The following is a 25,405-nucleotide window of genomic DNA, read 5'->3' as shown; positions in this document are numbered from 1 at the left end:
CAGCGGGGAGAAGTGCCGAGCTAATGCGAGGGGATGAGGGGGCCGATTGCGCAAGCGCCCCCTCATCCCGGGCGCAACGCGTTGCGCCTAACCTAATGGGCCACCTTCTCCCCGCTGGGGAGAAGGGGAAGATCAAAACGCTTCGGCGGCCATTTCCATCAGGCTGTCGGCGCCGGTTTCGATGCGGGCCTTGCGCAATGCCGTCTCCGGCATGACCTTTTCCATGTAGAAGCGGCCGGTCATCAGCTTGTTCTTGTAGTAGTCGGCATCGCCAGAGCCTGCGGCCAGGTTCTCGTTAGCGGCCTTGGCCATCTTCGCCCACATGTAACCGAGCACGACGAGGCCGAAAAGGTGCATGTAATCGGTCGAACCGGCACCGGCGTTGTCGGGCTTGGCCATGGCGTTCTGCATGAACCACATGGTCGAGGCCTGCAGGTCGTTCAGACCCTTCTTCAGGCTCTTGGTGTAGGCCGACAGGTTCTCGTCGCCACGGTTCTCTTCGCAGAAATCACCGATTTCCTTGAACAGCGCCATCACCGCACGACCGCCATTGAGGCCGAGCTTGCGACCGACGAGGTCGAGTGCCTGGATGCCGTTGGCGCCTTCGTAGATCATTGCGATGCGGGCATCGCGGACATACTGGCTCATGCCCCATTCTTCGATATAGCCGTGGCCGCCATAGACCTGCTGGGCCATGACCGCGTGGTCAAAGCCCTTGTCGGTCAAGACGCCCTTGAGGATCGGGGTCATCAGGCCGAGCACGTCGTCGGCAAGCTGCTTTTCCGCAGCGTCGTCCGAACGATGCGCGATGTCGGACTTCAGCGCCGTCCAGAGCGTGAAGGCGCGGCCGGCTTCATTGAAGGCCTTGATGGTCAAGAGCACGCGGCGGATGTCCGGGTGGACGATGATCGGATCGGCCTTCTTCTCGGGCGCCTTGACGCCGGAGAGAGAGCGGCCCTGGATGCGTTCGCGGGCATAGTTGGCAGCGTTCTGATAGGCGATTTCGGAGATCGACAGGCCCTGCAGGCCGACGCCGAGGCGGGCTTCGTTCATCATGACGAACATGGCTGCGAGGCCCTTGTTCTCGGCACCGATCAGATAGCCGGTCGCCTCGTCATAGTTCATCACGCAGGTCGCGTTGCCGTGGATGCCCATCTTGTGCTCGATGGCGCCGCAGGTCACCGTGTTGCGGGCGCCTACCGAACCGTCGTCGCCGACCATGAACTTCGGCACGATGAAGAGCGAGATGCCCTTGGTGCCCTCAGGCGCGCCTTCGATACGGGCCAGCACAAGGTGGATGATGTTATCCGACATGTCGTGTTCGCCGGCCGAGATGAAGATCTTCTGGCCGGAGATCTTGTAGGAACCGTCACCGTTCGGAACCGCCTTGGTGCGCAGCAGGCCGAGGTCGGTACCGCAATGGGGCTCGGTGAGGTTCATCGTGCCGGTCCAGATGCCCTCGACCATCTTCGGCAGATACTTCTGCTTCTGCTCGTCGGAGCCGTGCTCCAGGATCGCGGCGATCGCGCCCTGGGTCAGGCCCGGATACATCATCAGCGCCATATTGGCCGACGACATGTATTCACCGACAGCCGAATGCAGGGTGTAGGGCAGGCCCTGGCCGCCGTATTCGGCAGGCACTGCGAGGCCCAGCCAACCACCCTGACAATAGGCGTCATAAGCCTGCTTGAAGCCCTTCGGCGTCTTGACCGAGCCGTCATCCGAACGGACACAGCCTTCCTGGTCGCCGGAGAGGTTGAGCGGGAAAAGCTGCTCTTCCGCCAGCTTGGCGGCTTCGCCGACGATCGCCTCGATCATGTCGGGGGTCGCGTCTTCAAAGCCCGGCAGGTTGTTGTACCGCTCGAGACCAAGGACGTCGTTGAGAATGAAAAGCGTGTCGTTTACGGGGGCCTTGTAGACAGGCATCGGTCATCTTCCTCCAAAGACTTCGGTTCCGACGGGATCGGACTGTTCTGGCTTATACAAATAATTGACGTGCGCGTAAACGTCAAAATTTTTAGGCGCGGCATTTTTGCGAGATTCAGCCGTCACTTTCGCTTTATCCGCTCGTCCTAAAGAAAGCCGCTTGTGCGGGGCGTGACGCGGCAACGCAGATGCATGCCGCATCGTTTTTCCGGAGAAGCTTAACGGCTTGTTTACCATGTTTCATGAAAGGTTGCGTTTGAAAGCTGGTGATCCATCCGCGATTCCGACTCGCCTGCCTGCCGTAACGTCAGGCGCCTCTGTCGAAGCCGAAATGGACCACCCGGACGCATTCGGACGCTAGCGTCGTCCGGCATCATCGAGGCGAGCAGAACCATGAACGGATCGCGATCCCAGACCCAACGGCCCGGCAGCCCATCCTCCCTGGATGCGTTGAGCCGCACGATCGAAGGGCTTGAGGCGCGCATCGAAGGGTTGATCGGCCAACAGGCTGCCCGCAGCCGCGCAGACGAGCCCGTGTCACGCGTCCTTCCCGGCCGCCGTGCCGACGATCCTGTGCGCAGCGACCGCGACCAGCGGCCGGATCCACTTGCCGAAATCCGCCAGCGCCAGCGGGCGCTCGAGGAGAGCCGCAATCGTGGCGGCGACCGCAGGCTTTACAGCCGCAGCGATGAACCGCCGGCCCGCGCACCGTTGCGCCAACCCCTGCCCCCGCTTGCCGACCCGCAGCCAGCCTATCCGCCACGCGCGGCTGCGCCGGCCCGCGCCGGCCTCGAGTTCACCGAAGCCCTGAGCGGCTTGCGCCAGGAGTTGAAGCAGGACATCGCCGAGAGCCTGTCGCGGGAGATCGCAGGTCTGCGCAACGAGATGCGCTCCATCCGCGTACTGGCCGAAGAGAGCCGCCCGCAGGATGACATGCGCCAGGATATCGCACGCCTCGCCGAGAGCCTGCAGCGGCTCGAAGGCATCAAGGCCCCCGGCACGGATGGGCTGCGCCAGGACTTCAACGAATTGCGCTCATTGATGGATGGCCTTGCCCGCGAGGATTCCGTCCGTCGCATGGAGCGCCGCTGGGACGATGTCGAGGTTCGCCTCGACGGGCTCGACACCGGCGCCATGCGTGACGAGATCATTCGCATTGCCGACCGGCTCGATGACATCAAGTCGCAGCTTGGCGGCATGGGCGACACGCGCGCAATCCGGGCGTTGGAAGAGAAGCTCGTCACGGTCGCAGCCGCGCTTGAACATATCGGTGCGCATATCGACCCGAACGAACGCATGGTCATGGAGCAGTTCGCAGCTCTCGACACGCGTCTTGACGAGATCACCCGGGCGATTGCTGCCGGCAGCCGCAACAGCGGCCCGGGCAACGATCCGGCAACCTTCCATCGCCTGGAGGACCGGCTCTCCGGCCTCGCACGGCAGATCGAGACACTGTCAGATCGCCGCGCGCCGCAGCACGACGCGTCCGACGAGATGGCAGAGCGGCTGGAGCTGTTGACGGCGCGGATCGAACAGCTCTCTGCCGAACAGGGCGCCGTTCGCATCGAAGAACGTCTCGACCAGCTCTCCTACATGCTGGAAAAGGTTCAGAGGCCCGCTCCGGCACCGGAACTCACCGGCTACCTCGCTGACATCTCGCGCAAGATCGACGCGCTGGACGGCGGCGCGGGCAATGATCGCCTTGCCGACCGGCTGGAAATCCTCGCCCAGCGGATCGAGGAGCTGGATGCGCCCGCGCCAGTCGCAATGATCGACGACAGTGCGCTGCGCAATCTGGAAGATCGACTGAATGCCGTCGTTGACCGGCTGGAAGAGACGAGCTCGACAGGCCCTGTCGGCGGCGAAAGTGCCAGCCTGAAGGGGCTCGAAGACCAGATCGCTCACCTCTCCACCCTGATCAGCCAGCCTTCGCCGGCCGATCCGGAAGTTGCCGGGCGCATCTCGGCGCTCGAGGACTATGTGGCGACCAGCGACGAGTACATCATCGAGGCCGCCCGTCAGGCAGCCGAAACCGTCATGGCCAACTTTGCCCACCGGTTTCCGGCGGGAAGCCAGGCGGCCGCCGCCGACATCTCCGCCCTTTCTGCCCTCTCCGACCATCTGCGGCAGCTCGAAGACTATACCCGGCACTCGGAAGAACGCACCCACCGCACCTTCGAAGCACTGCACGACACGCTCGTCCAGATCGCCGGCCGCCTCGACGACCTGCATCATCCGGAACCGGCTCCGCTCTTTGCCCAGGCGCCTCTGCCGACCCCGCAGCCGCTCCGGGCCGCCGAAAGCCCGGCGGCTGTCCAGCCTCCGCGTATGGTTGCCGAGCCGGCTCCTCAGGCCTCGCACCCGATCGATGAGGAACTGCTGGCAGCCGCTGACGACTTTGCCCAGACCATGACGGCGCTGCCTGTCATCGATGCTGCGCGCGAGAAGAAGGCCTCCAAGCCGAGCCTGCTCGCCGGCCTCGGCAAGAAACTGATGCCGGCCAAGAAGGCCCCGAAGGCGACCGTCGAAGCACGGCCCGCCGTCGATCCCGCGCCGTCGGTCGATGCCGTCGACGTGCTGCCGCCTGACGATGCCAATGAACTGCTGGAGCCGGGTTCGGGTGCACCTGATGTGCGCAAGATCCTGGAGCGCGTTCGCGCCAGCCAGCAGGCCGCCAAGTCGGGTCCGTCCGCCGACGAAAGCAATGACCGCACCGACTACATCGCTGCTGCACGGCGTGCCGCCCAGGCGGCCGCCATGGAAATGGACCGCGCCCAGAAGGTTGCACCAACCGGCAACAAGATGATGGCCGACGTGAAGGCCAAGTCGAAAGCTGGAGAGGCCTCGCTATTCGCCCGCTATCGCCGCCCGATCCTGATGGCCGTCGGCGCCATCCTGCTCGCAGCCATGGCCATGCCGCTGGTCAACACCCTGACCCGCAGCGAAGCGCCTGTCGTGCTTGAGGAAGCCGTTCCGGACCAGACGAGCGAGATCACCCCGACGGATCCTTTGCCGGCCGAGGAAGCCGGCAACAGCATGGACGCATCCGCGCCGATCGAGAGCGCAGCGGTACCCTCCGCCGAGTTGGCCACAAGCGAACCGCCTGCCGAAACAGACGAGCAAGTCGCGGTGACGCCGGAGCCCGTCGTTGCTGCCGCACCGGTTCAGCTCGGCAACGCAGCACCGGTAAATGCCATGATGGCGCCCGCACCGACTGCGCCGGGCCAGACACTGGAAGCACCGGCCTCGGCTCCTGCGGCCGACACGCTTGCAGCAGCGCCGGCCGCCGAGCCGGCAAAGGTCGTGGTCGCTGAAGAGATCCAGCCTGCCTCTACTCCCGCAGCAGAGATCGTCGTTCCCGCCGAGATCACCCCGCCGTCGCTCTCCATAGCCGCAAAGAACGGCGATCCGCTGGCGCTATTCGAGATCGGTGCGCGCTATACCGAAGGCCGCGGCGTCGCGAATGATTTTGCTGAAGCTGCCAAGTGGTATCGACTGGCGGCCGACAAGGGCTTCGCGCTTGCTCAGTATCGCCTCGCCAATTTCCTGGAAAAAGGCACCGGCGTCGCGCCGAACATTGCTGAAGCCAAGCGCTACTACGAAATGGCGGCGAATGCCGGCAATGCGAGCGCCATGCACAACCTCGCCGTCATCTATGCCTCCGGCAAGGACGGGGCGCAGGATTATGCGAAGGCTGTCGAATGGTTCGGCAAGGCCTCCGACTACGGCGTTTCCGATAGCCAGTTCAACCTCGCCATCCTCAGCGCGCGTGGCAATGGCACGACGCAGGATCTGGTGACCTCCTACAAGTGGTTTGCGATTGCCGCAAAGGGTGGCGACACCGATGCCGCGCAGAAGCGGGACGAAGTGGCCAATGCCCTGAAGCCCGATCAGCTGGAGCGCGCCCGCGCCGAAGTGGATCTCTGGAAGGCCAAGGAGCTGAGCCCGGACGCCAATTCGGCCAATACGCCCGACGAATGGGCCGGCAAGGGCCTGAAGACCGCCAGCGTCGACATGAAAAAGGCGATCCGCAACATCCAGGCCATTCTCAACAAGAACGGCTTCGATGCCGGCACGCCCGACGGCGTGATGGGCGCAAAGACAGTCACCGCGATCAAGGCTTTCCAGACCTCGATCGGCGAACAGCCGACCGGCCAGGTGACGGACAAGCTGGTGACGGAACTGCTCGCCCGTAACAAATGATCGGCCTGTCATAAAAGACCGCGATTGAGGGTCTATGACGGGCTCGCGAATTGACTTGATTGGCCTTGAGGCGCAAGAAAGAATTCGAAAGGGAGCAAGCCCGATCAAGGACTTGCACCCGCCCAGCATGAGAAAGAGCAAGGGGCTGTAGACCCTGACGTGACCGCGCCATCGTGCGCGGCTACCTGCATTTGAGGTCCTGACGTGACGATCTATCTGCCGATCGCCGAATTGTCGGTCAATGTCTTCATCATCCTCGGCATGGGCGCGGCTGTTGGCTTCCTCTCGGGCATGTTCGGCGTGGGCGGCGGCTTCCTCATCACACCGCTTCTGATCTTCTACAACATCCCACCAGTCGTCGCCGTCGCAACCGGTGCGAACCAGGTTGTCGCGTCCTCCGTCTCGGGCGCCATCTCGCATTTCCGGCGCGGGACGCTGGACATGAAGCTCGGCACGGTCCTGCTGATCGGAGGCCTTGCGGGGGCGACGCTGGGTGTGTGGATCTTCTCCTGGCTGAGGCGCCTCGGCCAGCTCGACCTGATCATCTCGCTGCTCTACGTGGTCTTTCTCGGCACGGTCGGCGGCCTTATGCTGGCGGAAAGCCTGCGCGCACTCCGCCGCGCGGCCCGCAATGAACCGGCACCGCTGAAGCGGCCGGGTCAGCACAACTGGGTGCATCGCCTGCCCTTCAAGATGCGCTTCAAGAAATCGAAGATTTATCTGAGTGTGATCCCGATTCTGGCGCTCGGTTTCGGCATCGGCATCCTGACCTCGGTCATGGGTGTCGGCGGCGGCTTCATCATGGTGCCAGCGATGATCTATCTGCTCAGAATCCCGACGAATGTCGTCGTCGGCACTTCGCTGTTCCAGATCATCTTCACCACCGCCTACACGACCATCGTCCAGGCGGCGACCAACTATTCGGTCGATATCGTGCTGGCCTTCATCCTGATGGTGGCTGGCGTGATCGGCGCGCAATACGGTGTTCGGGTCGGACAGAAACTACGCGGCGAACAGCTGCGCGCGCTGCTCGGCCTTCTCGTGCTTGCCGTCGGCGTGCGTCTCGCGATCGAACTGGTCGTCACCCCAGACGACTTTTACTCGCTGGCGATCGGAGGCTGAGATGAGAGCGCACCTCCTCGCCCTTGCGCTTCTCGCCACGATCGGGATTTCGCTTCCGGCGTTCGCCCAGGATCCTTTGACGTCGCAGTTGGCCGAAACCGAAGGCCTCGACATCGGCACCTCCACGAGCGAGATCGCGATCACCTCGGACTTTTCCGGCGCCGATCTCACCATCTTCGGAGCGCTCACCAATACCGACCAGTTGCTGCTCGCCATCGGCCAGTATGATGTGGTGGTGACACTGGAGGGGCCACGCGACTGGACCACCGTGCGCCGCAAGGAGCGGCTCTTCGGCATCTGGGTCAACCGCACATCGCTGACCTTCGAGCAGATGCCGATCTCATACTCGCTCGCCAGCACGCGGCCGGTGGAGGAAATCGCAGCCGATGATGTGCTGACCTCGCTCGGCATCGGCATCGACCACGTCGCGCTCACGCCCACGGGCTTCATCAGCAATTCCGTCAATCTCGGCGAGTTCCGCGATGCCTTCCGCAGATTGAAGCAGACCGGCGGGCTCTATCAGCGTGACACGGGCGGTGTGCGCTTCGTGTCGTCGAGCCTCTTCAAGGCGACGCTCAGGCTCCCGGCCAACATCCCGAACGGGGTGCATATGGTGCATGCCTATCTGTTCAAGTCGGGCGAGTTCATCGCGGAAAAAGAACTGCCGCTGCGCGTCATTAAGACGGGCCTCGAAGAAGCGATCACCGAGGCGGCCCACCAGCAGCCACTCGCCTACGGCACATTTGCCGTTCTGCTCGCCCTGGTCACAGGCTGGGCTGCGAGCCTGATCTTCCGAAAGGACTAACGGCATCAGCCGGCGGCGCTATGCGGTCACGCCAGGCTGAAAGGCCGAATTAGCCGAGAAGGTTGCCGTAGCGCACCGAGTAGATCCGGTCGCGGCCAAGCAGATGCGCGATAAGGTCGGTGCGGGCGAAGAGGCCGGTGAAGGCCTTGTGGCGCAGATCGAGGCCGCCCGTTGTCACGCCGAAGGATGGCATGACCATGCGCAGGCCGTCGGTCGCAAAACAGGGACGGCGGACGGATTTTTCGCGGCGACGGACGGTGGCTGAGGGATGGAGATGGCCGGCCACTTCGCCTTTGCCATGGGCGAGCGAAGGTTCGTGGCGGAAGGTGAGGCCCGCGAGCGAGAACTCATCCATCGACACCCCCGGCAGAGCCGTCGTGCCGTCCGGGTCATGGTTACCATTGATCCAGACGATGTCGCGTCCACCGGCGAGGCCAAGGATCATTTCGCGGAAGACCGAGGGCATCAGGGCCGACCCGACGCGGTCATGGAAATTGTCGCCGAGGCTGACAATGGTCGCCGGCTGGTAGCGATTGACGACGCTCTCCAGCAAACGAAGGGTCGCGAGCGTGTCATAGGGCGGCAGAAGCTGGCCACGCCTTGCGAAGGCCGCGCCTTTTTCAAGATGCAGGTCAGAGACGACGAGCGTGCGATGATCTGGCAGGTACATGGCACCGGTGAGATCGCAGACGGCGGCCACGCCCGAGAGGGCGATCTCGGTCGTTGTCTCCACTGTCTCGATCGGCGCCAGGCGCCGGGCCGTCATACCCGTCATTTACTCATTCCGCAGCATCCGGCCTCGTCATAGCCGGTCTGTCTGATTCACGCCATGGCCTCGGCGATCAGATCGTCTGCCGCCATCGAAAGCACGTGTTCCTGGGCCTCGCCTGCCACAGGCTCCTTGCCGATCTCCAGCATGACCGGAACGGCGAGTGGCGAGATCTGGGTCAGGCGCTTGTGCAGGATGTGGCCCTTGATTCGCTCCAGCATATCGGCAAGGCGGGCAATGTCCAAAAGTCCGGCGGCGGCATCCTGTCGCGTTGCCTGCATGAGGATGTGATCGGGCTCGTGGCTGCGCAGCACGTCGTAGATGAGGTCGGAGGAGACTGTCACCTGGCGACCGGATTTCTCCTTGCCCGGATGGCGCTGTTCAATCAGACCCGCAATGACGGCACAGTTGCGGAAGGTGCGCTTCAGCATGAAGCTCTCGTCGAGCCAGGTTTCGAGATCGTCGCCGAGCATGTCCTGATCGAAGAGGTCTGCGAGGCTGAGTACTCCGCGCGCGATCAGCGAGCCCATGTCCTCCAAGGCCCAGATCGCGAGGGCATAGTCGGTTGCGACGAAGCCCAGCGGCTTGGCCCGCATGCGCTCCAGCCGGCGTGTGAGCAGCATGCCGAGCGTCTGATGCGCGAGCCGGCCTTCGAAGGCATAGATCACCATGTAGAAGCGCTCGCCGCGCGGGAAGGTCTCGATCAGGAGATCGCCGCGCTTCGGCAGAACCGACTTTTCGGCCTGCAGCGCCAGCCAGTCGCGCACCTGGTCCGGCAGTCCAGTGCGGCGGGCGGGATCATCCAGCATCGCGCGCACCTGTTCGGCGAGATAGGTCGAGAGCGGGAACTTGCCGCCGGCATAGGCGGGGATCTTCGGGTCCATCGAAAAGGCATTGGAGACGAGGCATTCGTTGTCTCGGATGCCTTCGAAGCGCAGCACCTTGCCCGAGAAGAGGAAGGTATCGCCTTGGGTCAGTTGCTCGAAGAAATACTCCTCGACCTTGCCAAGCGTCATGCCGCCTCGGCCGATCGAGCCCAGATGGTTGCGCTTGACCAGCCGGACATTGAGCATCGGCATCTCGACGATGGTACCGAGGTTGAGGCGATACTGCTGGGCGACCTGCGGGTTGGAGACGCGCCATAACCCGTCCTTCCGGCGGCGGATGCGGGCGTAGCGCTCGTAGGTGCGTAGTGCATATCCGCCGGTCGCGACGAAATCGACGATGCGGGCGAATATCTCGCGCGGCAGGGCGGCGTAGGGAAGCGCCGTGGTCACCTCGCGGTAGAGTTCATCCTCGTCGAAGGCATCGGCACACGCCATGCCGAGAACATGTTGAGCTAGGACATCGAGCGAACCTTCGCCGACCGGCGGCGTATCCTGCGCGCCTATGTAATTGGCGTCGAGTGCCGCCTGACACTCCATCACCTCGAAGCGGTTGGCCGGCACGAGAATGGCGCGCGAGGGCTCGTCCATGCGGTGGTTGGCGCGGCCGATGCGCTGGGCAAGGCGCGAGGCGCCCTTGGGCGCGCCAACATGGATGACGAGATCGACGTCACCCCAGTCGATGCCGAGATCGAGGGTCGAGGTGGCGACGACTGCACGCAGCCGGTTTTCGGCCATGGCGGCCTCCACCTTGCGGCGCTGAGAGACGTCGAGCGAGCCATGGTGCAGGGCGATCGGCAGGTTGTCGTCATTGACTGTCCAGAGCTCCTGGAAGAGCATCTCGGCCTGGGAGCGCGTGTTGACGAAGAGCAGTGTCGTCTTGAAGTCCTTGAGAACCTTGTAGATCTCGGGGATGGCATAATGCGCCTTGTGCCCGGACCAGGGGATGCGATCCTCGGTCTGCAGGATGGTGATATTGGGTCTAGCACCACCTTCGACGGTGATCAGCCCCGCGTCCGCCTCGCCCTCTTCCGGCTGGGCCACCAGCCAGCGCCGCAGATCCATCGGCTGAGCAACAGTCGCAGAAAGGCCGATGGTCTTTAGACCAGGAGCGAGTTTCCTCAGGCGCGCAAGACCGAGCGACAGCAGATGGCCGCGCTTGGAAGTCACCAGCGAATGCAACTCGTCGAAGATAACGTAGCGCAGGTCCTTGAAGAAACGCTCCGCGTCCGAATGGGAGATGAGCAATGCGACCTGTTCGGGCGTCGTCAGAAGAATATCCGGCGGATTGGTCTTTTGCCGTTGACGCTTGTGAGCCGGCGTGTCGCCGGTGCGGTTCTCGATGGTGATCGAAAGCCCCATCTCGGTGACGGGCTTCATCAGATTGCGCTCGATATCGACAGCGAGCGCCTTTAGCGGCGATATGTAGAGCGTGTGAATGCCTGTGAAGGCCTCGCCCGGCTTCTTGCGGCCACGCTCGGTCAGTTCAGTCAGCGACGGTAGAAAGCCGGCCAGCGTCTTGCCGGCACCGGTGGGTGCAATCAGGAGCAGGCTTTCGCCGCCGTTCTCGCCGGATCTCGCCCGGGCGAGCAGCTCCAGCTGATGGTCGCGCGGCTGCCAGCCCTTTTCGCCGAACCAACGGAGGAAAGGGGCAGGCAGGAGAGCAAGTGCGGAATCAGCTGTCGTCACTGCCCCAAGGTAGTGGACGGGCGGTGAAAGAGAAGAGGCGAAAGAGGTATCACCTCAGCGCAATATACCGATCCGAGCGGTGGTTGATCGCGAGGAAGAGGTTCAGCACCACGGCGCCGATTACCGAGTAGAGCACCACGGAGGGGCTGACGACGGCAAAGGCGAGCGCCATGACGCAGAGGTCGAAGGCAAGCTGCACGAGGCCGGCGCGAATGCCGAAGCGGTCCTGGATATAGACGGCGAGGATACCGAGGCCGCCGAGGCTGGCGCGGTGGCGGTAGAGCGCGAGCAGGCCGAAGCCTAGCAGAAGGCCGCCGAGGATCGCCGCCCAGACCGGCGCAATGCTCTGAATGACGAGAAAGCGGCTCTCGATTTCGACGATGAAGGAGGTCAGGCCGACGGCGGCAAAGGTCTTGATGGTGAAATCGAGGCCGACGCGACGCAGCGATAGGATGTAAAAGGGCAGGTTGAGCACGAAGAACAGGAGACCGAAGCTCCAGCCGCTCCAGTAATGCAGGACGAAGGCGAGGCCGGCCATGCCGCCGGTCAGAAGCCCGACCTGGGCGAGGAAATAGAGGCCAAGGGCGGCGATCAGGCTGCCAGCCACGAGGCCCTGCAGATCTTCCGCCGGTGTGTGGCGGGTCGGGTTCGAATTCCAGATTCCCAGCATGCTCGTCAACTGCGCCATGTCACGTCTCCAGAAAGCGATCTCGGAGCCCAAATGGTACTCGAGATCCCCTGGAAAACAAGGACGATAGGTCAGCAAAGCTGACCTATGGAGCAATTCGCAAGAAAGCTGCTTATCTTGCCGTCCGGCTCGCAAGAAACAGAATGCCAAAGACCGGTTTTCCGCCATCCATGCGAATGGTGGTGCGGGTCAAAACGAGGACTTCGAAGCCGTTTTCGGCAAGACGCTGCCGGACATGCTGTTCGGTATGGGCATAACGCAGGCTCGGCGCCAGCAGGAAACCATCTCCCTCGCCCGCGTCTTCAACCGAAAATGCGAAAAGTGCACCGGGCTTTGCAAGCCGTGCCGCCAGCGCAAAGGCATTGGCGAGATCACCGAGATACATCAGCACGTCGGCTGCAGAGACGAGGTCGGCGCGGTTTTCGGCCAGGCCGTCTCCAAAGAGGCCTGAGCCGGCCGCATCGAGCGACAGATCGGCCTTTGCAAGTAGGTCGTATAGGCCCTTCTCCTCGGCCTTGGCCAGCATGTTGAGCGAGAGATCGAAGCCCTCCAAGTGAGCAACCCGATCGCGGATCTCGGCCCCGAAGAGACCCGTGCCGCAGCCGAGATCGATCGCGATGTCGAACCGCCGGTCGTCATGGTCAGCAATCAGCCGGGCGAGCTTGGCCGGAACGGTATAGTCGAGCCGTTCGACGAGTGCCGCATCGAAGCGATCGGCATAGTCGTCGAAGAGGGCCTCGACGTAACGGGAGGGTGGCTGATCCGGGACGTCTTCAGCGCCGAGAAGCGCGAGTTTCAGCCGCGCTCCGAAGATATCCTCCGGGTCGAGTTCCAGCGCGCGTCGCAATGCTGGCACGGCCTTCTTTGGCAGGTTCGCCTTCTCGGCATAATCGGCCAGCCGGACGAGGCCCGCCGGCCAGTCGGGCACCAGTTCCAGCGCCTGCTCCATCAATTCCGCCGCTGCCTCATGTTCGCCATTCTCGGCAAGCATGCGGGCATAATCGGCGCGGCGGTCGGCGATCACGTCGCCGGAGGAGAACTGGGTGGGGTGCATCGAAGAGATCCTCACGCCTTCCAGCATGGAGTGGGTCAGCATGGAGACGGCTCGCGGTCTTGACCGATCGCCGGAAAAAACTCAAGTCCTATCGCAAGCCCTGCTTCGCCGGCTTGCAGGGCGGGCGGGCCGCGCCCATATCAGCGGATGACAACAGGAGATATGCATGGCTGATGGCATCAATCGATTTCTCGGCGACACCCCGGGCCGCACGCTCGTCAAGCTGATCGTCGTCTCGCTCATTGTCGGCTTCGTCATGTCCGTCTTCGGGCTCGATCCGGCCGACCTCCTGAACGGCGTCCGCTACTTCCTGATCGATCTCTGGTATACCGGCTTCGACGCGCTTGGACGGGTCGGGCAATACCTCCTGATCGGTGCGACGATCGTCATTCCGGCCTTCATCCTGCTGCGTCTCTTCGCCTCCAGGAACTGAGTGTCCATGTCGCACGCCACCGTACCCCGCCGCCGGCTGATCCTGATTTCGGCCGGTCTCCTGACAGCCGCAATTGCCGGCTGCCGCTCCACCGATATCCTCAATCCCGATGACGGCACGTCGCGAGCGGAAACCACGGCCGCGCTGCCGATGGTCAACCGGTTACGCCAGTCGCGCGGCCTCTCTTCCTTGTCGCGCAGCCGACCGGCGGAAGCGGCGGCCATCGCACAAGCCAAGCGCATGGCACGCGCCGGGGAGATGTCGCATCTGATCGGCTTCAACGACAGCTTCGGGGCCCGCATGAAGGGCCATGACGTTCCCTTGCCGGCTGCGGAAAACATCGCGGCCGGACAGGACACGGTCGAGCGCGCGGTTCAGGCCTGGATCGATTCCAAGCGGCATCTCGACAACATGCTCGGTGGTTTCAACGGCCTTGGCGTTGCGGTCGCCTGGGATTCCGCTTCCGGCAACCGCCCCTACTGGGCCATGGTGCTCTCGGCCTGAGTGATTCTCCTGCTCCGGTCCCGTCCGGAGCTTTCCATGCACAGCCCATCCGCTTTCCCATCCCGGCCGATCGAGGTCAGCCATCGCAGCGTGCTTGCAATTGCGGTGCCGATGACGCTCGGTTTCGTCACCACGCCGCTGCTCGGCCTCACTGACACTGCCGTCGTCGGGCGGAGCGGTGACGCGGCGCAACTGGCGGGACTTGCGATTGCAGCGGCCTTGTTCGACCTGCTGTTTGCCAGCCTGAATTTTCTCCGGGCCTCGACCACGGCACTTGTTGCACAGGCGCAAGGGCGTGGCGAGACGACCGAACTCTTCGCCGTCTTCTGGCGGTCGATCGTCTTGTCCGTGGGCTTCGGCCTCATCATCCTCATCGCATCCCCCGCCATTGTCCGCTTCGGCCCGGCGATGATGGGTGCGGATGGCGGCGTGCAGGCGGCGGCTGCAACCTATATCGGCATCCGCATTCTCGCCGCCCCGGTGACGCTGTCGAACTTCACCCTGCTCGGTTTCGTGCTTGGACGCGGACTGGGCTCCGTCGGTCTTGCGCTGCAGATCCTGCTCAATGGCGTCAACATCGCCATGTCGATCCTGCTCGGCATCACCTTCGGCTTCGGCATCGCTGGTGTCGCCTGGGGCACTGTTATCGGCGAGGTTGTCGCCATGCTTGCCGGCTTTGCCTTCATCTTCTGGCGTTATGGGCCGGCCGCCGTTCCCCATGTCTCCATGGTCACGGACCGTGCAAAACTGATGGCGCTCTTCCGGCTCAACCGCGATATCCTGATCCGCACCTTTTCGCTGATCACAGCCTTTACGGTCATGACTCGGATCGGCGCCGGCTTCGGCGCGGTGACGCTCGCTGCCAATGCCGTTCTCATGAACTTCTTCATGATCGCGAGTTTCTACCTCGACGGCATGGCTACGGCAGCCGAACAGATCACCGGCGAGACGATTGGGGCACGGCAGCGGTCAGCCTTCGAGCGGGCGGTCAAGCTCACGGGGCTCTGGTCCTTCGGGCTGGCCTTGGCCAGCGTCGCCTTCTTCCTGATCTTCGGAAATGCGATCATCGGCTTCATCACCACGGCCGGCGATGTGCGCAGCGTTGCCGAGACCTACCTCGTCTACGCGGCGCTGACGGCGCTCACCGGAGCGCTCGCCTTTCACATGGACGGCGTTTTCATCGGCGCGACCTGGTCATCGGAGATGCGCAACATGATGCTGTTGGCGCTCGCCGGCTATCTCGCCAGCGTCGCCGTGCTCGTGCCACTGTTTTCCAATCACGGGCTTTGGATCGCGCTCAACGTGTTTCTCGGTTTGCGCGGTCTGCTGCTTCTCGCAAGGTTAAAGCCGAAGACCGATCAGACCTTCACCGACAGCCAATGATCGAGCCTCGTGTCCCGCAGTTCGCGGATATTGGCGACCGTTTCGCGATCGAGCAGGGTCGAGAGACCTTTCACGATGCGGCCCGGCAGTGCCGGCCCCTCATAGACCATGCAGGAATAGAGCTGCACGAGATCGGCGCCGGCGCGGATCTTCTCCAGCGCCGTTTCCGCCGAGGAGACACCGCCGACGCCGATGATCGGAAGGGTGGGTCCAACGCGCTTCCGCATCCGTGCAAGGACAGCGGTCGACTTGTCGAACAGCGGGGCGCCGGACAGGCCGCCCGCCTCGCCTGCGAGCGTCGCATCAGCAAGGCCGTCGCGGGATAGCGTGGTGTTCGAGACGATCAGGCCATCGAGATCATGGGCGGCTGCGACCTCGGCGATGTCGTCCATGCCTTCCTCGGTCAAGTCAGGCGCAATCTTCAGGAAGACCGGCAGGCGTTTGCCCGCCTTCAGGCCCTCTTCCGAGCGAGCGGCGAGCACGGCCGACAGCAGAGCATCGAGGCTTTCCTTTGCCTGCAGGTCACGCAGGCCCGGCGTGTTGGGCGAGGAGATGTTGGCGGTGAAATAGGTGGCCACCGAATAGAAACGGCGGATGCCAGCGACGTAGTCGGCGATCCGGTCCGTCGCTTCCTTGTTGGCGCCGATGTTGACGCCGACAATGCCGGAGCGATTGCCGCGCGCCGAGAGACGCGCCAGCGCTGCGGCATGGCCCTCGTTGTTGAAGCCCAGGCGGTTGATCACCGCGCGGTCGTGCTCCAGGCGGAAGATGCGCGGCTTCGGATTGCCAGCCTGCCCCTTCGGCGTCAGCGTGCCGACCTCGGCGAAACCGAAGCCGAGAGACAAAAGTGCATCCGGCACTTCGGCATTCTTGTCGTAGCCGGCGGCCATGCCAAGCGGATTTGGGAAACGGATGCCGGCGACCGTCTGGGCGAGACGCGGATCGGCGGGCGCCTTGCAAGCCGGCACCAAGCCGGTCTTGAGCGCTGCAACCGAAAGACCATGCGCCGTTTCGGCATCGAAGAGGAAGAGGCCTCGACGGCCGAGCGAGAAAAGGTCAAGCATCAGCGGTTCTCCTCGACGAGGCTTGGAAAGACATGCAGGCCATCATCCCCGAGGGCCAAGGGCTTTTCCCAGAGCACGGCATCGAGTGGAAGATCGGCATAGAGATGCGGGAACAGATCGCCGCCACGTGACGTCTCCCACTTCAGGGCTTCGCCAAAGAGAGTGGCGTCGACAGCGACCAGCAAGAGATCGGCCTGACCGGCGAAATGCAGCCGTGCCGTCTCGATCGCCTGGGCAGCCGTCGAAAAATGGATGTAGCCATCCTTGAGATCGATCGACGCGCCTTTGAAAAGCCCGGCCGTGCGGGCCTCCTGCCATAATTCTCTCGGCACGATCTTGTATATGGTCTTGTCCAAGGTCCGGTCTCTCGCAGATCATGAGGGTCGAGGCGGTTTGCCGCAAACGCGGACAAATGTCCACGCCCGGCAAGACGGACGAGAGGAGGAGGCATCCATGGCCATCAATCAGACAACAGTCCTGACATTCGCTTTTCTTGCGCTCGGCACTCCCTTCGCCATAGCACAGCAAGCCGCGACCGACCGCTATACGCTGGAGAAATCGGAGAGTGGCTTCGTGCGGCTGAATCGCCAGACAGGTGCAGTGACCCTTTGCACCGAGGCCGATGGCACACTCACCTGCCGGATGGCGGCGGACGAACGGGCAGCCTATGAAGAGGATCTCGCCCGGCTGGAAAAACGGGTAGAGGCTCTGGAGAAACAGATTGCCGATGGTACGGCTGCCAGAAGCGGCGAGCTTCCGAGCGACGCCGAGATCGACCGATCGATCGGGATCATGGAGCGCTTCATGCGGGCCTTCTTCGGCCTTGTACAGGAGTTCCAGGGCGAGGAGCAGCAAACGCAGCAGGGCGCCGTTCCAGATCGAACCTGACCTCTACAAGGCCTGCTTTCGCCCATTCGTTGCACGACCATTGTCTAGTGCCTCGGCAAGCGCTAAAAGAAGGGCACGCAATCGCGCGCAATATGACATCGCTCTTGGGAGGGGGCTGTGACATGGCTGCATCGACCTTTATCATCGCCGACGATCATCCGCTGTTCCGTGGTGCGCTGCGCCAGGCCGTGACCGGCATCGACGGAACACAAACCATCATCGAGGCCGGCGATTTCGAAGCGGCACGCCAGGCGGCCGCCGAGCATTCGGACGCAGATCTCATGCTGCTCGATCTTGCCATGCCCGGCGTCTCCGGCTTCTCCGGCTTGATGTCGCTTCGCGCGGAATTTGCGAGCCTGCCGCTGGTAATTGTCTCGGCCACGGACGATGCCGTCACCATCCGCCGTGCGCTCGAGCTTGGAGCCTCCGGCTTCATCTCGAAATCGGCCGGCATCGACGAGATACGATCGAGCATCCAGTCTGTGCTTGAAGGTGACATCGCCACACCCGCAAGCTACCAGGGCGGGCAGGAAACCGATCCCGATGTCGCTGACCTCATCAATCGCCTGAGAACCCTTACACCACAGCAAAGCCGCGTGCTCGGCATGCTGGGTGAAGGCCTGCTCAACAAGCAGATCGCCTATGAACTCGGCGTGTCGGAAGCAACGATCAAGGCACATGTTTCGGCCATCCTGTTGAAGCTCAAGGTGGACAGCCGCACACAGGCCGTCATCCAGCTCGGCAAGATCAATATGGCCATGGTTGCCTGAGCCGAGCAGAGGATTTTATTCCTTTTCGGCTTTACTAACCGTGTTCCATCCTCTAATATTTGCGCCAAAGCCGGACAATGCAACTCGATGTATCCGGCGCTGAAGAGGCGCGAACATGCTTTCGCATGACAGCATATGGGCCGCGATCGATCGGCTGGCGGAGCAGCATTCGCTGACGCCATCAGGTCTTGCGCGCCGGGCGGGCCTCGACCCTACCTCCTTCAACAAATCCAAGCGTGTCGGCGCCGATGGGCGCATGCGCTGGCCCTCGACCGAATCCATCGCCAAGGTGCTGGAGGCGACAGGCGCCAGCCTCGACCAGTTCATGCGATATGTCTCTCCCGAAGCCTTGCGCGGCAGCCCCCTGCCCCAGGGCACGTTTCCCCCGCAGGCAAGCTCGATCCCCCTGTTGGGCATGGCCCAGGCGGGTGCGGGCGGCTTCTTCGACGATGGCGGCTTCCCCGCCGGTCAGGGCTGGGACCTCGTCGAATTCCCGGCAGCGCCCGGCCGCAACAACGGCGTCTATGCGCTGGAGGTCCAGGGCGAGAGCATGAAGCCGCTCTACCGCGACGGTGACATTCTGATCGTCGAGCCCGGCGCCCAGGTCCGCCGTGGCGACCGCGTCGTGGTGAAGACCCGCGAAGGCGAAGTCATGGCGAAGATCCTTGCCCGCCAAAGCGCCAAGTCGATCGAGTTGCAGTCGCTCAACCCAGACCATCCGCCGCGCACTCTCGACATGAGCGATGTCGAATGGGTGGCGCGGATCATCTGGGCAAGCCAGTAGGAAAACGCACCTATGCGACGCATCGGCACCTTCATCGCAGGCGCGATCGGGCTCCTTCTCTGGGCCTATCTGGTCGTGCAGGCCGGCGAGAGTCTGCGGGAAGATCCCGTCGACTACAACATCGAGGATCTCGACGTGCCGGATCCCTCAGAGCTCGATCTGCCTGAAGTCGGAGTAGCAGACGACGAGATGATCGAGCTTGCTCCTCAGGCGGAAGCACGGCGCGCTGTCCGGGCGATCGAGCCAGAGACTTTCGGTTCCCCTGCCTTCACAGACAACGGAGATCTGGAACGTGTGGCCGCACGGGCGCCGCTCTCGCCGGTCGAGGAGCGGGCACGGCCTAAGGTCGTTCTCCTACATCGCCCGCTCAGTCTTTCTGCCGGGATCGTTGCCTTCAGCGATGACCAGCGCATTCGCCTTGCCGATATTGCAGAGACTGATCCGGACAGGACCTGTCTTGCGCAGGACGGCACGTCCTGGCCCTGTGGGGTCATGGCCCGCACGCAGCAACGGCTTTTCCTGCGCAACCGGTCTCTTACCTGCGAGACGGGTTCTACTGCATGGCAGGGGGAGATCCGCACGCGCTGCTGGGTCGGTGTTCAGGATGTCTCGTCCTGGCTTGCAAAATACGGATGGGCTGAGGCCGAACCGGGCTCCGCCCTTGCCGTACTCTCCGAGGAAGCCCGCGCCGCAAAACGCGGGCTTTTTGGTGACCCTGTGCGGTAATGCGAAGACCGCTACTCGGGACAGCGAGACCACATCCCTTGAAAGGCCTCACTGCGCCTCCTACTCTCTGGCGACTGCAACTGGAAAGCACCTTACATGAACAAGCCCGTATCTCCGGAAGAAGCCCTGATCTTCGTCATGGTCATGGCATCCGCCGTCGACAATGCCATGGCCGAAAAGGAACTCGTGCGCATCGGCCAGCTGATCGACATTCTTCCGGTCTTCGAGAATTTCGATAAGGAACACCTGATCGAGGTTTCGCAACGCTGCGCCACCCTGCTCTCAGGGCCAGAAGGCCTCGATATCATGCTTGAAACGATCCGCGACGCACTGCCGGACTGGTTGCATGAGACGGCCTATGCGCTGGCTGTCGAGATCGCCGCCGTCGATCTCTCGGTACGCGCCGAGGAATTGCGCCTGCTGCAGATGCTGCGGGATCGCCTGGGGCTCGACAAGCTGGTCTGCGCGGCGCTGGAACGCAGCGCCTCTGCCCGCTACCGCCGGATCTGACGGCTCTCAGTCAGTTCTGCCGTTCGGTGGAATTGCTTCAGAACAGGCCGGCCGGGAAATAGCGGAGATAGATCTCCTCCAGCCGGCCGTCCTTGGAAAGGGCTGCGAGCGCGCTTTCGAGAGCGGCCATGAGCGCGGCATCCTGGCCACCCACCATGATCGTCATGCCTTCGCCCAGATGCCTTTCCGACAGGAAAGGGCCATCGAGGAAACGGCAGCAGCCGGCTGCCGCCGGGCTCATCATCCAGAAGGACAGCTGCAGGGCATCGGCAAAGACCGCCGGTACCTGCTTGTCCTTCAGGGCCTTCATCAATGCGTCCTGATTTTCGAAAGCGACGGCTTCGATATCGGGGAAGAAGTTGTTCAGCATCGCCGCGTGGGCGGTATCCTTGACCACGCCGACCTTGCGGCCGAAGAGCCCCTCGGCATCCTGACGCGGCAGCACCGTGTCGCCTTGCATCAGGAAGCGGGCCGGCAGGAGCAAATAGGGACGGGTGAAATTGAACCGCTGCCTCAGCTCCGGCGTCACCGCAATACCTGCCATCACCGCCTCACCCTGCCCCGCTTCAAGCGCCGAGACGAGCTGCCCATAGGGAAGAGCCTGGATTTGGCAACGCGCCTGCAGGCCGAGTTCCTCGCAGAGCGCTCTGGCGAGGTCGATGTGGAAGCCGGACAGACGGCCGCTCTGGTCGGTGAAGTTGAAGGGCGGGAAATCGGTGGTCGTCAGAAAGCGAAGCCGCAACACGCTGCTGACATCAGGCCGCACCAGCCGCTCGCGGGCATCGAACAGGATCGGAAGATCCGTCGCTTGAGCCCGGGCTGGGGGTGCCGACAGAAGGAGGCACAGCAAAAGGCCGAAAATCATGGCCCACAACCCCATTAAATCTAGGGATGTAACTTTTGCGCGCATCTCTATCATCATCAACCGGGGTATGAGTGGGGCGTTATTCCGAGCGAATGACGTGTAGCAGCTTGGTGTGGACGAGGGAATATGGCCCGCGGATCGTCGCCGCGCGCCATGGGTCGACGCGAGAGCATGACCAACGGAGCGTGGACCGCGCGACCGGCCCCTCAAGGTTTGACCATCTGAAGACGGAAGCCGGTCTTCTGCATATCCTTGGGATTTCCAAGCCGCTGATCGCGCGAATGGCGCAGCGGGCTGCAACGAATGGCACCTCGATCGAAGTGGAACTGCTGGCGAGCGGTGCGATCGAAGAAGAGGCCTATTTCGCTGGCCTTGCGCGCATGTATGGCCTGCCCTTTCTCGCCGAGATCGATCCCTCCCTGCTTTCCGATCACGCCTATGGCGACACGCAGCTTGTCGAGCCGCGCATGCTGCGCTTGCATCATAAGGACAGGCCGCCGGTGGTCGCGGTAGCACCGCAGATCCTGCATATGGAAGGCCTTGCCAGACGCTTCGGACGCCACGCAAACGGCGCCGGCAGCCTTGTCGTCACGACGCCATCCGCCATCCGGAGAGCCACCTGGAAGGTGGGGGAGGCCCGTCGGGTTAGCCATGCCGTGCGCGGATTGTTCGAGAGCGTACAGTCGCTCTCGGCGCGGCTGGTGGTCACCGGCGACCAAGGTTTCGTCGCAGGCGCAATCCTCTGCTTCATCAGCCTGCTTCTAGTCTTCGCACCCCTGCTCGCTATCGTCGCTGCCCATATGCTGCTGTCGTTCTTCCACACGGCGGCTCTCTTCCTGCGGATCATGGCGGTTTCGCATGGCAAACGGCACCCGAAGGCGGAAGTCTCGCTCGAAAGCGCCTCTGACGCCCTGCCGGTCTACACGGTGATGGTCGCGCTGTACCGTGAGGCTGCTGTCGTTCCGCAATTGATCGCAGCGCTCGACGCGCTCGACTGGCCCCGCAGCCTGCTCGACGTGAAGCTGGTCTGCGAGGCGGATGACCGCGAGACGCTGGAGGCAATCCGCCAGGCGCGTCCCGGGCCGCATATCGAGGTGGTGGAAGTGCCCGATATGGCGCCGCGCACCAAACCGAAAGCCCTCACCTATGCACTTGCCGGAGCGCGTGGCGAGTTTCTAACTATCTACGACGCAGAAGACCGGCCGCATCCGCAACAGTTGCGAGAGGCCTTCCATGCCTTCCGGCTTGGCCCTTCAGAGCTCGCCTGCCTGCAGGCGCCGCTGGTGATCGGCAATGCGGGAGAAAGCTGGATCAGCGCAATCTTTGCGCTCGAATATTCCGCGCTTTTCCGTCGGCTACTGCCGGCGCTTGGCTTCTACCGACTGCCGCTGCCACTCGGCGGAACGTCGAACCATTTTCGAACGGCCCTGCTCCGCGAAAGCGGCGGCTGGGACCCCTTCAATGTCACGGAGGATGCCGATCTCGGCATGCGTCTCTGTCGCATGGGTTACCGCTCTTCGACGCTGACGCTTCCGACCTATGAGGATGCACCGACGGAGTTTCGCGTGTGGCTCGCCCAGCGCACCCGGTGGTACAAGGGGTGGCTGCAGACATGGCTGGTGCTGATGCGCCAGCCTCTGCGCACCGCTCGCGACATGGGGCCCCTCTCTTTCCTCGTGTTCCAGCTCCTCGTCGGCGGGATGTTGGTCGCTGCCTTGAGCCATCCGGGCCTGATCGTCTTCGTCACGCTGTCCGTGCTTTCGCTGATGCAGATCCCCGCGCCGCAGCCAAATGTCTTCACGACGATGATGCTCGCCATGGATGTCTTCAACATCCTCGGCAGCTACGCGGTCTTCTTCGCGCTGGGCGCGACCCCGATGACCGACCGGGAGAAGAAGGGCATGGGCTGGAAATGGGCGATGATCCCGATCTACTGGATGGCCGTGTCGCTCGCCGCCTGGAAGGCGGTCATCGAGCTGAGGCTCAAACCCTTCCACTGGAACAAGACGCCACACAGACCGTGCCATAGCGGATCTCTACCGCCCGGCCTCGTTCAACCGAACCAGTCCGCCGAGGCGCTGACATCGGCATTCGACAAGGTGTGATCTCCCGCCACGATTAGCAGTTCGACCTCGGCACCCCGCGCCTGGAGTTGGGCCGCGAGATCGGATGCCTCGCCGGCAGCTGGATCGTCGGCGCCCGTCCGGATACGGATGCGGGTGCCCTGAAGATCGACATCCGGCGGATCAGCCAGTACTGGCACCGGACGCAGCAGCAGTGCATCCTGCACGAGGCCCGGATGCAGCATGATGGCTGCGGCGAGGAAATTCGCGCCATTGGAATAACCGGCGAAACACAGGCGCGTGGTGTCCAGGCCGTAAGCCTGCGTGGCCTCTTCAACGAAGGCGGCGAAGGCTTCCGCTTCCGCGCGGATATCCTTCTGATCGAAATCCCGGGGGCCGAAGCGGCGGAAGAAGCGTGCGATGCCCTCCTCCGTCGAGCGGCCTCTGAGGCCGATCAGAGTGGCGGAAGGCGCCAGTTTGCGCCCAAATGGCAGGAGGCTCGCCTCGTTGCCGCCCGTTCCATGCAGGAGCACAAGCGTCGATCCATCCGGTGCCTCCGGCTCATGGATCCGGTGCACAAAGGGGAGGTCGCGATAGATGATGCGCGGCTCACCCGGAAGCCCGAATTGCGGCAGCATGGGCACGATGTCTTCAGGGCGCAGATGAAAGTGTTCGGGGATGAAGAGCTGGCTGCCGAGCGTGTCCGATGGCTCGTCGATCGCAAAGCCCGGTCCATCCGAGGCAAGTTCGATCAGCCCGCCGGCGGGCTCTCGGACATAGAGCGAGTAGAAATATTTGCGGTCGTGCATGTTGATCGTGTCGTCACCGTGCGATCTGAGAGCCGTCCCCTGGGTTTCGACGGCCGCCCGATCGGTCATGCGCAGGGCGATATGATCGATGGCGCCCGTGCCAAGAGCCGCCGGCCAGAAGCCGCCCGCATCGCGCACGTCCACCGCCTGCCCACTCATCGAGGTCAGCCGCGTGATCGTGCCTTCGGTTGCCGCGACTACAAAGCCGGCATGCCGGCAGAGGAAGTTGACACTGTCAGACGGTTTTTCCGACAGCAAGGTCGCGGCGCGGAGCCGGGTGATCGCGTCGCCCGGCTCGATGCCGCGTACCGCCCAAGTCTCCCCTGGCTCGACCTCCGTCGTCCCGACGAGCTTTACGATGATGTCATCAGGGTCGGTCAGCCTCAGCACCGGCTCGCCGAATTCGGTTGCGGGACCTGTGGCTGCCACGCCGAACTGCAGCGCGCGCGTCAGCCAGAAGCCGATCGCTTCGGGGCGAATTGCAAAGGCGATCTCGCTTGCCGCACCATGGCCGACGCGCCCGGGGGAGCCGTCTTCCCAGGCCAGGAATGTCACCAGCGAGCCGGGGCTGGCCACGTCATCGCCGTAAAACAGGTGAAGCTGGGTCGCGTCCTCGAAACCGCCCGTGCGCTTGACGAGCCTCAAGCCGAGGAAGCCGCAATAGAAGTCCACATTGGCCTGGATTTTCCGGGTGATCGCCGTGATGTGGTGCAGGCCGCTGGTCATGCTCGTCTCCCTGTTCTACCCTCCCTTATAACAAATCGAGACGAGGAAAAGACCATGGTGACACTGCTCGGCATTTCAGGAAGCCTGCGCAAGGGCTCGCTCAATACGGCGCTCTTGAAGGCCGCAGCCGGCCTGCCGGCCGAGGGTTACGCTCTGCAGACAGCCGGCATTCATGGGATTCCGCTCTACGACGGAGACCTGGAAGATGCCGAAGGCATTCCTGCCGCCGTAACAGCCCTCAAGGAAAAGATCATCGCCGCCGACGGCGTGATCCTGTTCACGCCCGAATACAACAACGGCATCCCCGGCGCCTTCAAGAACGCCATCGACTGGCTGTCGCGACCCTCTTCCGACATGGCCAAGGTCTTCGGCAACAAGCCCTTCGCTCTCGTCGGCGCTTCTCCCGGAAATTTCGGCACGCTGCTCAGCCAGAATGCCTGGCTTACGGTGCTGCACACGCTCGGCTGCCGGACATTTTCAGAGAAGCGGCTGATGGTGTCGCGGGCACATACGCTGTTCGATGGGGAGGGAAAGCTGACAGACGAGGCCATGGCCAAGCGACTTGGGGATCTGCTGGCGGCGTTTGCGAAGTTTGCTGGAAAATAGCTGGGAAAGTTGGAGCGGGTGAAGGGAATCGAACCCTCGTATTCAGCTTGGGAAGCTGCTGCTCTACCATTGAGCTACACCCGCAACGGGGATGAGAAATCCAACAGTTCGGCAGGAGTGTCAAGCCGGATGGG

Annotated in this window: 22 protein-coding genes and 1 tRNA gene; 13 read left to right on the top strand and 10 right to left on the bottom strand. The window is 63.1% G+C overall.

Annotated features, from left to right (window positions below; translation table 11 throughout):
- Positions 1 to 132: 132 nt before the first annotated feature.
- Positions 133 to 1,926, bottom strand: a complete 1,794-nt coding sequence (locus C0V73_RS05470; RefSeq protein ID WP_102019010.1) for an acyl-CoA dehydrogenase C-terminal domain-containing protein — start codon at positions 1,924 to 1,926, stop codon at positions 133 to 135.
- Positions 1,927 to 2,319: 393 nt separating this feature from the next.
- Here C0V73_RS05470 and C0V73_RS05465 point away from each other — a divergent pair, with 393 nt between their 5' ends.
- The 3 genes from C0V73_RS05465 to C0V73_RS05455 all read left to right on the top strand — a co-directional run bounded on the left by C0V73_RS05465 (position 2,320) and on the right by C0V73_RS05455 (position 8,056).
- The gene (locus C0V73_RS05465; protein WP_102019009.1) at positions 2,320 to 6,129 is read left to right on the top strand and encodes a peptidoglycan-binding protein; all 3,810 of its coding nucleotides are present in this window, start codon (positions 2,320 to 2,322) and stop codon (positions 6,127 to 6,129) included.
- A gap of 204 nt (positions 6,130 to 6,333) precedes the next feature.
- A complete protein-coding gene (locus C0V73_RS05460) occupies positions 6,334 to 7,251 on the top strand; it encodes a sulfite exporter TauE/SafE family protein (protein WP_102019008.1) in 918 nt (305 codons plus the stop codon).
- Position 7,252: 1 nt separating this feature from the next.
- Positions 7,253 to 8,056, top strand: coding sequence for a TIGR02186 family protein (locus C0V73_RS05455; protein ID WP_102019007.1), 804 nt, complete (start codon positions 7,253 to 7,255; stop codon positions 8,054 to 8,056).
- A gap of 49 nt (positions 8,057 to 8,105) precedes the next feature.
- Here the strand turns inward: C0V73_RS05455 and pdeM are convergent, their stop codons facing one another.
- From pdeM to C0V73_RS05435, 4 genes are all read right to left on the bottom strand, one after another.
- A complete protein-coding gene (gene pdeM / locus C0V73_RS05450; protein WP_245407917.1) occupies positions 8,106 to 8,822 on the bottom strand; it encodes a ligase-associated DNA damage response endonuclease PdeM in 717 nt (238 codons plus the stop codon).
- Positions 8,823 to 8,878: 56 nt separating this feature from the next.
- Positions 8,879 to 11,398, bottom strand: coding sequence for a ligase-associated DNA damage response DEXH box helicase (locus C0V73_RS05445; RefSeq protein ID WP_102019005.1), 2,520 nt, complete (start codon positions 11,396 to 11,398; stop codon positions 8,879 to 8,881).
- Between the two features lie 49 nt (positions 11,399 to 11,447).
- Entirely contained in the window at positions 11,448 to 12,086 is a 639-nt protein-coding gene (locus C0V73_RS05440; RefSeq protein ID WP_102019004.1) for a YitT family protein, read from the bottom strand.
- A gap of 112 nt (positions 12,087 to 12,198) precedes the next feature.
- A complete protein-coding gene (locus tag C0V73_RS05435; RefSeq protein WP_102019597.1) occupies positions 12,199 to 13,140 on the bottom strand; it encodes a methyltransferase domain-containing protein in 942 nt (313 codons plus the stop codon).
- Between the two features lie 166 nt (positions 13,141 to 13,306).
- Here C0V73_RS05435 and C0V73_RS05430 point away from each other — a divergent pair, with 166 nt between their 5' ends.
- The 3 genes from C0V73_RS05430 to C0V73_RS05420 are packed head-to-tail and all read left to right on the top strand — an operon-like array spanning position 13,307 to position 15,460.
- Positions 13,307 to 13,573: a DUF6460 domain-containing protein gene (locus C0V73_RS05430; RefSeq protein WP_102019003.1), complete on the top strand. Its 267-nt coding sequence runs from the start codon at positions 13,307 to 13,309 to the stop codon at positions 13,571 to 13,573.
- Positions 13,574 to 13,579: 6 nt separating this feature from the next.
- Complete coding sequence (locus tag C0V73_RS05425) at positions 13,580 to 14,077, top strand: CAP domain-containing protein (protein ID WP_102019002.1); 498 nt, start codon at positions 13,580 to 13,582, stop codon at positions 14,075 to 14,077.
- A gap of 36 nt (positions 14,078 to 14,113) precedes the next feature.
- Positions 14,114 to 15,460, top strand: coding sequence for an MATE family efflux transporter (locus tag C0V73_RS05420; protein WP_102019001.1), 1,347 nt, complete (start codon positions 14,114 to 14,116; stop codon positions 15,458 to 15,460).
- On the opposite strand, the gene C0V73_RS05415 is transcribed toward C0V73_RS05420, so the two are convergent.
- Both C0V73_RS05415 and C0V73_RS05410 read right to left on the bottom strand, forming a co-directional pair.
- Positions 15,436 to 16,524, bottom strand: a complete 1,089-nt coding sequence (locus C0V73_RS05415) for a quinone-dependent dihydroorotate dehydrogenase (protein WP_102019000.1) — start codon at positions 16,522 to 16,524, stop codon at positions 15,436 to 15,438. The two genes, C0V73_RS05420 and C0V73_RS05415, sit on opposite strands and share 25 nt — an antisense overlap.
- The gene (locus C0V73_RS05410; protein ID WP_102018999.1) at positions 16,524 to 16,880 is read right to left on the bottom strand and encodes a DUF952 domain-containing protein; all 357 of its coding nucleotides are present in this window, start codon (positions 16,878 to 16,880) and stop codon (positions 16,524 to 16,526) included. Before C0V73_RS05410 ends, C0V73_RS05415 begins: the two co-directional genes overlap by 1 nt.
- Positions 16,881 to 16,977: 97 nt before the next feature.
- Here C0V73_RS05410 and C0V73_RS05405 point away from each other — a divergent pair, with 97 nt between their 5' ends.
- The 5 genes from C0V73_RS05405 to C0V73_RS05385 all read left to right on the top strand — a co-directional run bounded on the left by C0V73_RS05405 (position 16,978) and on the right by C0V73_RS05385 (position 20,202).
- A complete protein-coding gene (locus tag C0V73_RS05405) occupies positions 16,978 to 17,412 on the top strand; it encodes a hypothetical protein (protein WP_102018998.1) in 435 nt (144 codons plus the stop codon).
- Between the two features lie 122 nt (positions 17,413 to 17,534).
- Positions 17,535 to 18,182, top strand: coding sequence for a response regulator transcription factor (locus tag C0V73_RS05400; RefSeq protein ID WP_102018997.1), 648 nt, complete (start codon positions 17,535 to 17,537; stop codon positions 18,180 to 18,182).
- Between the two features lie 115 nt (positions 18,183 to 18,297).
- Positions 18,298 to 18,966, top strand: a complete 669-nt coding sequence (locus tag C0V73_RS05395) for a helix-turn-helix transcriptional regulator (protein WP_102018996.1) — start codon at positions 18,298 to 18,300, stop codon at positions 18,964 to 18,966.
- Between the two features lie 12 nt (positions 18,967 to 18,978).
- The gene (locus tag C0V73_RS05390; protein WP_102018995.1) at positions 18,979 to 19,692 is read left to right on the top strand and encodes a thermonuclease family protein; all 714 of its coding nucleotides are present in this window, start codon (positions 18,979 to 18,981) and stop codon (positions 19,690 to 19,692) included.
- Between the two features lie 96 nt (positions 19,693 to 19,788).
- A complete protein-coding gene (locus tag C0V73_RS05385; protein WP_102018994.1) occupies positions 19,789 to 20,202 on the top strand; it encodes a tellurite resistance TerB family protein in 414 nt (137 codons plus the stop codon).
- A 37-nt stretch (positions 20,203 to 20,239) separates the two neighbouring features.
- On the opposite strand, the gene C0V73_RS05380 is transcribed toward C0V73_RS05385, so the two are convergent.
- A complete protein-coding gene (locus C0V73_RS05380) occupies positions 20,240 to 21,112 on the bottom strand; it encodes a transporter substrate-binding domain-containing protein (RefSeq protein WP_102018993.1) in 873 nt (290 codons plus the stop codon).
- A 140-nt stretch (positions 21,113 to 21,252) separates the two neighbouring features.
- Here C0V73_RS05380 and C0V73_RS05375 point away from each other — a divergent pair, with 140 nt between their 5' ends.
- On the top strand, positions 21,253 to 23,172 hold the full coding sequence (locus C0V73_RS05375) for a glycosyltransferase family 2 protein (RefSeq protein WP_245407890.1): 1,920 nt from the start codon (positions 21,253 to 21,255) through the stop codon (positions 23,170 to 23,172).
- Here the strand turns inward: C0V73_RS05375 and C0V73_RS05370 are convergent.
- Positions 23,121 to 24,665 carry a VOC family protein gene (locus C0V73_RS05370; RefSeq protein WP_102018991.1) on the bottom strand — a complete coding sequence of 515 codons (1,545 nt, stop codon included), beginning with the start codon at positions 24,663 to 24,665 and terminating at the stop codon, positions 23,121 to 23,123. The two genes, C0V73_RS05375 and C0V73_RS05370, sit on opposite strands and share 52 nt — an antisense overlap.
- A 54-nt stretch (positions 24,666 to 24,719) precedes the next feature.
- On the opposite strand from C0V73_RS05370, the gene C0V73_RS05365 reads away from it, so the two are divergent.
- Complete coding sequence (locus C0V73_RS05365; RefSeq protein WP_102018990.1) at positions 24,720 to 25,271, top strand: NADPH-dependent FMN reductase; 552 nt, start codon at positions 24,720 to 24,722, stop codon at positions 25,269 to 25,271.
- Between the two features lie 10 nt (positions 25,272 to 25,281).
- On the opposite strand, the gene C0V73_RS05360 is transcribed toward C0V73_RS05365, so the two are convergent.
- Positions 25,282 to 25,355 (bottom strand) — tRNA-Gly (locus C0V73_RS05360).
- Positions 25,356 to 25,405 lie beyond the last annotated feature (50 nt).

The sequence above is a fragment of the Rhizobium sp. TH135 genome (assembly GCF_002855515.1).
Lineage (GTDB): Bacteria > Pseudomonadota > Alphaproteobacteria > Rhizobiales > Rhizobiaceae > Allorhizobium.
The sequence above is the reverse complement of the archived record's forward strand: the minus strand, read 5'-3'. Positions and strand labels throughout refer to the sequence as shown.